We start from the raw sequence: 11,501 nt of genomic DNA on the forward strand, positions 1-11,501 counted from the left end.
TGAGTCTATTAAGAAGCGCTGAATTGAATTCGGCGCTTTTTTTTGATGAGGGTGCAAGACGTTATTTTTGTTACTTTTTTTCGTCAATTTTTTAAAGAAAATGTTGTTCTATCACGCTATCCTTACAGGATACAGATGAATAAGCATCGATTTGTTCACATATGATGCCGAATAAATGGAAACAGTCATGCCTTTAGTAGGGCTAACTGTTAAAAATGCTATGAAGGAGCAGATCCGTTGAATACTCTACTATGCATTCCCCTATTAGTATTACTGGGAACCTTAGTCCCCTTATGTAGTACCCGCTATAGCCGAACCGCATGTGCATTTTTAACGGCTGCTTTACCTGCAGTGGCCTTATTTTTAGTACTGCAATTAGCACCCGCCATTTTAGATGGGCAGCGTTTTCAAACCGCCATTGAGTGGGTCCCCAGTCTCGGACTGAGTTTAGCCTTTCGATTGGATGGTCTGTCTCTACTGTTTAGCTTGCTGATCTTAGGCATTGGCCTCTTGGTCATTCTCTATGCCCGCTACTATCTTTCAAGCAATGACAACATCGGTAAGTTTTTCTGTTACCTGATTCTGTTTATGTTTGCCATGCTTGGCGTGGTCATGTCTGATAACTTGATCCAGATGTGGGTGTTCTGGGAGTTAACCAGTATTAGCTCATTCTTGTTGATCAGTTTCTGGGGCCACAAAAGCGATGCTCGTAAAGGGGCACGAATGGCGTTAACCATTACCGGCACAGGCGGCTTGTTCTTGTTAGCAGGCCTACTCATGCTGGGTAATGTGGTCGGCAGCTTTGAGCTGCAAACCGTTTTAGACAGCGGCGACATGATTCGTGCGAGCAGTACCTACCCAATTATCACTGTGTTGATTCTAATCGGTGCGTTCACTAAATCCGCACAATTTCCGTTTCATTTCTGGTTACCGAATGCCATGGCGGCGCCGACTCCAGTAAGTGCTTACTTACACTCAGCCACTATGGTAAAAGCGGGTATCTTTTTGATGGCGCGTTTTTACCCGTCTTTGGCCGGCACCGATCTTTGGTTCTTAATGGTCAGCATGACGGGGCTAGCGACATTCCTATTGGGCGGCTATTTAGCCTTGTTCCAGCACGACTTAAAAGGCTTGCTGGCTAACTCCACTATCAGTCATTTAGGTTTGATCACTCTCCTACTGGGTATGGGTTCTGATCTGGCCTTGGTTGCCGCCATTTTCCACATTATCAACCATGCTACTTTTAAAGCGTCTCTGTTTATGGCGGCGGGTATCATTGACCACGAGTCTGGTTCCCGAGACATGCGTCAGCTCAACGGTCTATGGAAATACATGCCGTATACCGCCACGCTAGCGATGGTCGCATCGATGGCGATGGCGGGTGTGCCCCTGCTAAACGGTTTCTTATCCAAGGAAATGTTCTTTAATGAAACGCTGCATCAGAACTCATTAGGCTCTATATCCTGGATGGTACCTGTACTGGCCACACTGGGCGGTGTCCTGTCCGTCGCTTACTCGCTTCGCTTTATTCACGATGTATTCTTTAACGGTGAGCCGATTAATTTGCCGAAAACGCCTCATGAACCACCTCGCTATATGCGTGTACCGGTAGAGGTGCTTGTGGCGCTGTGTTTGGCCGTGGGTATTTTCCCAAGCTTTATTGTTGGCGATCTGTTGTACAGTGCGTCGAATGCGGCTTTGAATGGCGATGTGCCTAGCTATAGCTTGGCCATTTGGCACGGTTTTAACATTCCTCTTCTGATGAGTGCGATCGCCTTAGTCGGTGGTCTGGTGGTGTATTACAACCGCCAACACTTATTCAAATTCCAAGCTCAGTTCCCGACTAACGATCCTAAAATTTTGTTTGAACGTGCAATTCAACAATTGGTGAGTAAAGCAACATGGTTTATAGGGTTCACTGAGAACGGCTCGTTGCAGCGTTATATGTACTTTTTAATGATGCTGACGATCGTCGTCAGTGCGTATCCGTTGTTAGATCTTGATGCCACTGCTGGCCATCGCCCGGAGATTCCTCTGGATGCGTTATCCATTACGGGCGCGGTACTGTTGTCTTTGGCATCACTCGCTACCGTTATCTGGCATCGCCGCCGTATGGTTGCTTTGTTAACATTGTCTGTTGTCGGCTTGATTGTCACCCTCGCCTTTGCTCGTTTTTCGGCACCAGATTTGGCATTGACTCAGTTATCGGTTGAAGTCGTGACCATCATCTTGCTGATGCTGGCGTTGTTCTTCTTACCCCAGAAAACCCCGAAAGAGTCGAGCCCTCGTCGTGTTGTGCGTGACTTAGGCATCTCGGCCATGATTGGCGGTATCGTAGGTACTGTAATCTTTGCCTTAATGACGCGTCCGCTGGATACAATTTCTGACTTCTTCACCGAAAACAGTAAAACCGGTGGCGGTGGTACGAACGTGGTCAATGTGATTCTTGTCGACTTCCGTGGCTTTGATACGTTAGGTGAGATTACGGTATTGGGCATCGCCGCTCTGGGTATCTTTAAGCTGATTGCTCGTATGCGCCTGTACATGCCATCCAGCAACGAACAAGGTCGACCTTGGTCGAGTGATCGCCATCCACTTATGTTGTCTGTGGTTTCTCAAAGTTTGCTGCCATTGGCATTATTAGTATCCGCTTATATCTTCCTGCGCGGTCATAACATGCCAGGGGGTGGTTTTATCGCGGGCTTGATTACGTCGGTTGCCATTATTCAGCAGTACGTGGCGCATGGTGTCGATTGGATTAAAGACCGTTTGAAACTGGATTACCAAATTATGATTGGCTCTGGTATCGGTATTGCTACATTGACGGGCTTAGGCAGCTGGCTGTTTGGCCGTCCGTTCTTAACGTCTTGGTTCGATTACTTCTATTTACCGGTCATCGGTAAGTTTGAGTTGGCCAGCGCCATGTTGTTTGATTTAGGCGTGTTTTTAACTGTCGTAGGGGCAACCATGTTGATCTTGGCAAATCTTGGTCAGTTGACCACGAGTGAACGTGCTGTGTATGAGGAGGAAGCATAATGGAAGGCATCTACGCTTTTTGTGTGGGCTTAATGACGGCCTGCGGTATTTTCTTAACTCTTCGCGGCCGTACCTTTTCGGTTGTGGTTGGTTTAACACTGCTGTCTTACGCCGTGAACTTATTCCTGTTTGCAAGCGGACGCTTGAAACTGGATGCCGCTGCGGTTCTAGGGATGTCTGAAGAGTATGGTGACCCTTTGCCTCAAGCTTTGGTGTTGACGGCGATTGTTATCGGCTTTGCCATGACGGCCTTTGCCGTTATCTTGGCTATGCGTGCCCGTGCCGATTTAGGCAATGATCATGTGGATGGTCGAATTCCACAGACCAAGGAATCAGCTCGCCAGAAAGCCGGAGGCCAACGCTAAATGCAACATCTTAGTATTTTACCCATTCTGTTGCCGTTGATTACCGGGGCGCTGTTATTACTACCGCCGCTGTCAAAGAATATTAAACGCCAGCGTATTGCCACGCTGTTATCAATGTTTGCGCAAGTCGTCGTTGGTTTTGCTTTGGTTACACACGTTCAAACGGAAGGCGTAACGCAATACATTCTAGGCGATTGGCGTCCACCTTTCGGTATCGTGCTTGTTGCTGACTCGATGTCTACGGTGATGGTGGCCGTAACGAACTTCTTGGCCTTTGGAGCGTTATGCTACGCGACAGGGTCTTATGACCGCGCCGGTGGCTACTTCTACCCTCTCTTTATGTTCCAAGTGATGGGGATCAACGGTGCATTTCTAACCGGTGATGCGTTTAACTTATTCGTATTCTTCGAAATTCTACTGATCGCGTCCTACGCGTTACTCGTACACGGCGGTGGCAAACAAAAGACACAGGCAACCGTTCATTATGTCATCTTAAACTTAGCTGGTTCGAGTGTGTTTCTATTCGGCTTAGGGATTTTGTACGGTACATTAGGCACACTCAATATTGCTGACATGGCACAAAAGGTATCTGAGCTAGACGGCAGTGTGGTGATTCTGACGAAGATCGGTGCGTTGATGCTGCTGGTGGTATTTGGCATGAAATCTGCCATGTTGCCGCTGCACTTTTGGTTACCAAAGACTTACTCAAGCGCGAGTGCGCCGGTAGCGGCTATTTTTGCTGTTATGACCAAAGTAGGTATCTACAGTATCTTGCGTATTCATGGTGTAGTATTCGGCGATGAGGCGGGTGAGCTAGCCCATATTGCTCAATCTTGGTTGTGGCCGTTAGCGTTAATGACGATCGTCGTCGGTACCATCGGCGTGTTGGCCAGCCCTAGCCTCAAACTGGTTACTGCCAATCTTGTTGTGCTATCGGCCGGTACTTTATTAGTGTGTGCTGCATTGCAAAATGAAGCGGCAACGAGTGCGGCTTTGTACTACATGATACACAGTACATTGGTGGCGGGCGGTATGTTCCTGTTAGCCGATTTAATCGGTCGCCAACGTGGTAAAGCCGAAGATCGGTTTGTCATGGCGAAAGCCATGGATAACCCTGTTTTCTTAGCTATATTCTTCTCAATCGCCGCTGTTGCTGTTATCGGTATGCCACCGTTCTCAGGCTTTATCGGTAAAATTATGATTCTTCAGTCTGTGCAATCAGCGACCGAGCAAATGTGGGTATGGCCGATTGTACTGCTAAGCAGTCTAGGCTCTTTGATAGCGTTGTCTCGTGCAGGCACCACACTGTTCTGGCGCTACTCTACCAACAAGCAGTCAAACGAAGACAGTCAGCCTATTCATTTGGGTGAGTGGCTGGGCATCGTATTGCTACTGTCTGCCTCACCTATCTTGGCATTGTTTGCAGGCCCGCTGACAGAGTTAACCAACGAAGCCGCTGCTTATTTATTTAACCCAAGTTTATCGGTCGATGCGCTACTGACTGCACCGCTATCTAAAGGAGGCTTTTAATGTCATTTTTGCCTATGCCATTCCATAGCCTTCTACTGTTTGTTGTTTGGCTACTGCTGAACAGTTCCATCAGCCCAGGGCACATTTTACTCGCTGCATTCTTTGCGATCAGTATTCCCTTGCTGGTAAACAGCATGCGTAACGAGCAGCCCAAAATCAAAAAACCTTGGCTTGCGATTCGCTATTTCTTTATGGTGCTAAAAGACATCTTGGTGGCCAATATCCAAGTCGCTGTCTTAGTGCTTGGCCCCATCAAAAATCTTAATCCAGGCTTTGTCGCCATTCCGCTAGATATCACGTCGGATGTTGGCATTACGCTTTTGGCAAGCACGGTGTCATTAACCCCAGGTACCGTCAGTGTAGAGATCTCAGAAGATAAGCAATGGCTGTATGTTCACGCCCTACACTTGGATAATGAACAAGACTTGATTGATGAAATTAAACAGCGCTATGAGCGCCCAATTAAGGAGATCTTAGGATGCTAAGCTGGGCGTTATTCTTCGTCACTATTTGTATTTGTATCGCTTTATTTCTCAACTTATGGCGGTTGTTGGTTGGACCACATATTTCGGACCGAATCATGGCATTGGATACCATGTACATTAATGCGATTGCATTGTTGATGCTTTACGGTATTTATATGCAAACCAGTCTGTACTTCGAAGCGGCTTTATTGATTGCAATGTTAGGCTTTGTTAGTACGTCCGCTCTTTGTAAGTACTTACTTCGCGGCGATATCATCGAGTAATAGGAGAGCAACATGTCATTTTACACCGAGCTATTGATTACGGTATTACTCGTTATTGGTGGGGTTTTCTTGCTGGTCGGATCTATTGGTTTGGCACGTTTACCTGATATTTTTACTCGCCTGCATGGCCCGACAAAGGCCACTACGTTGGGCATTACAGGTATCTTGCTATCATCACTTATTTATCAAACGATTACTCAAAGCCGTTTTTCGGTTTCAGAGTTATTAATCACTTTGTTCTTGTTAATCACCGCTCCGGTAGCGGCCAATATGATTGCTAAAACGGCCCTGCATCGTGACAACCCGGCCATTCCTAGAACGACTGGACAGTCATTGATGAGTAAGATTCGTACACGCCAGCCGGCTGATGCGCAAGAAGAAGACTAGCTAGTTCGATAGAATCGGAAGCTCATGGTGTAACAGTGCGATGACTTCCGATTCTGGTAACGGTCTAGCATAGAAGTAGCCTTGATGCAGATAACAACCAAGCGCATTCAATACACTGGCTTGCTCCGCTGTTTCTACTCCCTCCGCGATTACCTGTAAATCTAAATTCTGCGCCAGCTGTATCACAGCCTCACAAATTTTGTCACCTTCCGCATGATCACCAATCTCGCAAACGAACGATTTATCTATCTTTAGAATATCCAGCGGTAGTTTTTTAAGATAATGCAGCGACGAATACCCTGTACCAAAGTCATCGACTGAAATCTCGACATCGAGCGCTTTTAATCCTTCCATGATCTCGATACATTGGTTCATATCGTGGATAAACACACCTTCTGTGATCTCTATCTTGAGTAAATCACCCGGCACTTTATAACGTTCTAACAGCGTCTCAATATGCTGACTGAAACCCTCTGAAACAAAATGCCTACCGGAGATATTAACAGCGACTGGTAACACTTTGAGCTCTTGATTTCGCCACTGGTGAAGCTTGGCGATACTTTGCTCTAACACCCATTCGCCAATACGACAAATTACATTCGACTCTTCCGCTAACGGAATAAACTCCACCGGAGACACAAAACCTCTTTCTGGATGTTCCCAACGAATCAGGGCCTCAAACCCAATGATCGACTGCGTTAGCGTATTCATTTGTGGCTGGTACATTAAATAAAATTGCTGAGCCCCAATGGCATCTTTGATTTCTTGTTCCAATCGAAAACGATCGGTTATCTCATTGGCCATATGAGCCTCAAAGAATCGAGCATGGTCTCGACCATTTTCTTTGGCCCAATACATGGCCATATCAGCTTGCTGAATCAGCTGCTCGGCATCATAAAGATGTTCCGTAATAGCGATACCGATACTCGTCCCTACTTTAACAGGCTTATTCGCAAGCAACATTGGCTCCACCATGCTCGCTAAAATTTCATGTGCAAGCGTCATTGCACGTTCTGGAGAGACACTCTCTGTCAACATAATCAGAAACTCATCGCCGCCCCAGCGCGCGATGATATCGGACGCTAAGACAACATCATTAAGCCGAACGGACACTTCGCACAGCAACTCATCACCAGCTTTGTGACCTAAAGAGTCGTTGATCACTTTAAACTTATCCAAGTCGAGAAATAACAACGCCACAGCCTGATGATGTTCCTCCGCATACACCAGTGCACGCTCAAGCTGCTCTGACATGTAGGCGCGATTATAGAGATTGGTAAGTGGATCATTGTAAGCAAGCAAGCGTAAACGCTGCTGGAGCTTTACATGGCGCGTTACATCACGGATATGGAGCGTAAACTCTTGAAAGCTTCCCTGGTCATTCAGTGCCTTGGTAATTGATATTTCCACTGGGAAAATCTGGTTGTCGCCTCGCTGTAGCTGAAAATGATTGCGTCGATTAATCAGCCAACCTCCAGAACTGGAAAAGCCAGTGGCCAAGCTACTTCGAATGTTTTGTCTTTCTTTAATTGGGACAAAACTATCAATAAAGCTTTTTCCCTTAATTTGGCGCTTTAACACGCCAAACGTACGCTCTGAAGCAGGGTTATATTCAATGATATGGCCATCACCGTCTATCGTAACAATGCAATCCATTGAAGCATCAAGAATCGCAGACTTTCGCATTTCACTTTCTTTAAACCAGAACAGAGCTTGGTCACGCTCGCTAATTTCTTGGCTAACTTTATCAAGCACCCGATTATATTGTTTCGCAATCTGACCGACTTCTGTGAACGGCTCTTCTGGCACATGATTGGAAAAGTCAGCCTCATCTTCTTGATCGTGCATTGAATTCAAAAGATCAATCAGCTCTGTGGTGGCCCTATGTTCAGCAATATTAAGACCCTGCTCTTCTTCCTCTTGAGTCACACGTAGAACCATCACCTTTTGCAATAGATACAATGCGATACTCGCTACAACAACACAGTAAAGACCAATCGAAACAATGCCCAACGCTTGAACTTCAAACTGTTCCCAGCGACTTAAGCCAGTACCAATCTTATCTAGATCACCAAACAATGAGACGGCTAAAGTCCCCCAAATCCCTGCAAATAAATGTGCTGGCACCACATCTAAGGCGTCGTCTAACTTCCAACGCTCCATCAACATACTGCCAAGCACAGTAATCAATCCGCTGGTAAAACCAATAAAAATTGCGCCATTGACCGTAACGACATGACAGCCAGCCGTGATACCAACCAAACCGGCAATCACGCCATTGAGCAACTGAGAGACATTAATATAACGCCTTAATGTATAGAATAAGGCCATCGCCCCAATCCCGCCCCATACTGCCGACATAAAAGTATTCAATAAAATATGTGGAACGGCTTCGCTCAGCTGTAACGTGCTACCTCCGTTAAAACCAATCCAGCCCAACCAGATCAGCAACACGCCTAATCCCGATAATGGCAAGTTGCTACCTTGTGGTAAGTGAATGCCTTTGTCGAAACGACGTAAGCGCGGGCCAATCACCCAGATTGCAATTAAAGCTACCCAGCCACCAACAGAATGTACGATCGTTGATCCAGCAAAATCGATGAAGCCTAAAGACTCTAGCCAACCCTGACTGACGTCTGAATACACACCATTCCAAGCCCAGTGCCCGACTATTGGATAAATACAAGCACTGAGAATAACAGTGATCATTAAATAGCCTGAGAACGTCATACGCTCTGCAACCGCGCCGGATACCAGCGTAGCGGCCGTACCGCAAAACATCATCTGAAATAGGAAAAAGGCAATGGATGAGGAATCGGCCTGCTCGCCAAACAACAAGTCAGAGGTTCCAAATACACCGTATTGGGAAGCACCAAACATTAAACCAAAACCAACTAGGTTAAAAACTGCAGAGGATAGAATAAAATCGGAAATGTTTTTCGCGGCAACATTGATACTGTTTTTACTGCGGATGCGACCACTTTCAAGACATAAAAAACCCGCTTGCATTAGGAATACCAGCGTAGCAGAAACTAAAAGCCAAACAACATCTACCATATATGCTCCATTTCGATACACGCAGCATAGGCACGCACCAAATAAGCGACTGTCTACGCCCCCATTTGGGGAGCAGGGCTAAAAATACATTCTCTTACCTCCATTACATACAATTGTTAGGCCAATATTGGCCTAACAACAAACTAAAAACAGGCACCTAAGTGCCTGTTCATAATCAAAACTAACCCAATAAAATCTGGGCCAAACCGACCGATGCGGCATACCCCATCGTATAAACAAGTGCGAGCACAATGAAGTAACGTGCATAAGAACCAAATGTCAGCCCATCCACTTTACTCATCGCAACAATACCAGCAGCAGAACCGATCACAAGCAATGATCCACCAACACCTACCGCATAGGTCAATCCTAACCACTCGGCTTCGGTCATCACGATACCCGCTTTCAATAAGGCCGCCGTGAGTGGCACGTTATCAATCACCGAGGACAGAACTCCCATCAAGAAGTTAGCCATGTAAGGCGGCATGATTTCATACATGCGAACAATCGTATCCAGCACCTCAATTTCTTTTAGCATCCCAACGAGAAGTAAGATACCTAAGAAGAACAGCAAGGTTTCAAACTCAATCACTCGAATGTATTCAAGGATAGATTGCTCTTCCTCTTCATCGTCATTAAAGAAACGAGCAATAAGAAACATCGTCGCCATGCCCATTAAGAACATTAGTACAGGCGGAATACCAAATAAGACATTGGCAGCGATCGTTGAAATAATCGTACATAAAAAGGCCCCTGCGATCATTAGGTCGACCGGTCTTACTTCATTGTGACGGATATTGATCTCAACCGTATCACTTAAACCACGGCTGAGTAGCAACGCCAACACCATAACAGCGGAGAATGCAGGCAGAGATAACAATAACAGATCTAAAATATGTACTTTACCGTCTAAGAAAATCATCAGCGTCGTGACATCACCGGTGATCAAAGAAACACCTCCTGAGTTCACAGCAAAAACTACAAGCGTAGCAAACCTAACGGTTTTCTTAGTCGATAAATTAAGCGACAAAATCAACGTCACCGATACCAGCGTTGCGGTAATATTGTCGGCTAAGGAAGAAAATATAAAACAGAAAATAGCGGTCAAGAACAACAACGACCTTTCTTTGATCCTCTTTGGCATAAATAAATGAATGACATTTTCAATCATGCCCTTCTTATTTAAGTAGGCAACAAACGTCATAGCCGCAACCAAAAACAACCATAGACTTGCTATTTCGGCAATATTTTCTTCAAAACCCCGTGCAATAACCTCTGACTGACTTTCTGAATCGGAATGGAACACGTAGAGCAAAAACCATGAAAAGGTTCCTAAAAACAAAGTCACCTTTGCTTTGTTAACATGAATCACATCCTCCAGCACCACACCCAGCAAAGCAATCACCGCTAAACTGATGAGGACGACTTGTAGTACATCTGACATCGAAAAACTCCAACACGTAAATTTAAAAGCCCAAAATTTGATGTTGAAATTTTATACCGCTTTCAAATGAGCGCCTACTCATTAACAGGCATTATTTGAAATAAAATTACATAAAGAGTATTTTTAATAGTTATATTGATCAAATAAAAGTCGCTTTGAGTCAGTGATAATTGAAACTCAGTAAAATCCGATGCATTTTTGATAGCCGACACTTTCAAAACATTCAAAAACCAATCAGATTCGTAATTTTTAATTGACTACATCGCTCAAGCAAACCTATCTAGGGATAGATTAATAGTTAATGCTTCAATGTAGATTGGTAAATTCTATTAAGAGAATCTACAGGTTACAGCGCCCCCTTTTGATGTCACGCGCTGACACGTCGAAGCATGAGACAGGCGCAAGCGGGGCATAAAAGGGATGCGCAATCTAGCTGCGTTGATGCGTTGAGATGCCGAAAACCGCAGACACAAAAAAGCCCTGACAGCATCGCTATCAGGGCTTCCTTTGTAGGATGCTTGACGATATCTATACACTTGCGGTACGACCTATATCTATCCCCTTGTGGGACTCTCACATGGGATCTCCCACACGACCATCTGCGATGGTGAGCGCCTGCAGCGTGTTGAGAGCTACTTCTGAGTTCGAGATGGGATCCGGTGGTGCTCCGTCTCTGTTTTTCTAAACGCCTTCTCTTGCCATAAGGTGCACGCTTTTGATGTCACGCGCTGACGCATCGAAGTATGAGACAGGCGCAAGCGGAACACAAAAGAGGATGCGCAATCTAGCTGCGTTGATGCGTTGATGCGTTGATGTGTTGAGGAAAACCGCAGACACAAAAAAGCCCTGACAGCATCGCTATCAGGGCTTCCTTTGTATGATGCTTGACGACGACCTACTCTCACATGGGATCTCCCACACTACCATCGGCGAT

At 45.7% G+C, this 11,501-nt stretch carries 8 protein-coding genes; 6 read left to right on the forward strand and 2 right to left on the reverse strand.

Going from position 1 to position 11,501, the window contains the following annotated elements; translation table 11 throughout:
* The first annotated feature begins 237 nt into the window (after positions 1-237).
* From AYW76_RS15915 to AYW76_RS15940, 6 genes are read left to right on the forward strand one after another with little or no spacing between them, the layout of a single operon-like run.
* Complete coding sequence (locus AYW76_RS15915) at positions 238-3,036, forward strand: monovalent cation/H+ antiporter subunit A (RefSeq protein WP_067222918.1); 2,799 nt, start codon at positions 238-240, stop codon at positions 3,034-3,036.
* Positions 3,036-3,401 carry a Na+/H+ antiporter subunit C gene (locus AYW76_RS15920; RefSeq protein ID WP_067033460.1) on the forward strand — a complete coding sequence of 122 codons (366 nt, stop codon included), beginning with the start codon at positions 3,036-3,038 and terminating at the stop codon, positions 3,399-3,401. Before AYW76_RS15915 ends, AYW76_RS15920 begins: the two co-directional genes overlap by 1 nt.
* Entirely contained in the window at positions 3,402-4,931 is a 1,530-nt protein-coding gene (locus tag AYW76_RS15925; protein WP_067222922.1) for a monovalent cation/H+ antiporter subunit D, read from the forward strand.
* Complete coding sequence (locus AYW76_RS15930; protein WP_067222925.1) at positions 4,931-5,416, forward strand: Na+/H+ antiporter subunit E; 486 nt, start codon at positions 4,931-4,933, stop codon at positions 5,414-5,416. The genes AYW76_RS15925 and AYW76_RS15930 overlap by 1 nt, the downstream gene beginning before the upstream one ends.
* Positions 5,410-5,679, forward strand: coding sequence for a K+/H+ antiporter subunit F (locus tag AYW76_RS15935; RefSeq protein ID WP_067033452.1), 270 nt, complete (start codon positions 5,410-5,412; stop codon positions 5,677-5,679). Before AYW76_RS15930 ends, AYW76_RS15935 begins: the two co-directional genes overlap by 7 nt.
* A gap of 12 nt (positions 5,680-5,691) precedes the next feature.
* Positions 5,692-6,066: a Na+/H+ antiporter subunit G gene (locus AYW76_RS15940; RefSeq protein WP_067033449.1), complete on the forward strand. Its 375-nt coding sequence runs from the start codon at positions 5,692-5,694 to the stop codon at positions 6,064-6,066.
* Here the strand turns inward: AYW76_RS15940 and amt are convergent, their stop codons facing one another.
* Both amt and nhaD read right to left on the reverse strand, forming a co-directional pair.
* Positions 6,067-9,123, reverse strand: coding sequence for an ammonium transporter (amt, locus tag AYW76_RS15945; RefSeq protein ID WP_067222927.1), 3,057 nt, complete (start codon positions 9,121-9,123; stop codon positions 6,067-6,069).
* A 181-nt stretch (positions 9,124-9,304) separates the two neighbouring features.
* Complete coding sequence (nhaD, locus tag AYW76_RS15950; RefSeq protein WP_067222931.1) at positions 9,305-10,567, reverse strand: sodium:proton antiporter NhaD; 1,263 nt, start codon at positions 10,565-10,567, stop codon at positions 9,305-9,307.
* Positions 10,568-11,501 lie beyond the last annotated feature (934 nt).

Source organism: Marinomonas gallaica (assembly GCF_001639745.1).
GTDB classification, from domain to species: Bacteria; Pseudomonadota; Gammaproteobacteria; order Pseudomonadales; family Marinomonadaceae; genus Marinomonas; species Marinomonas gallaica.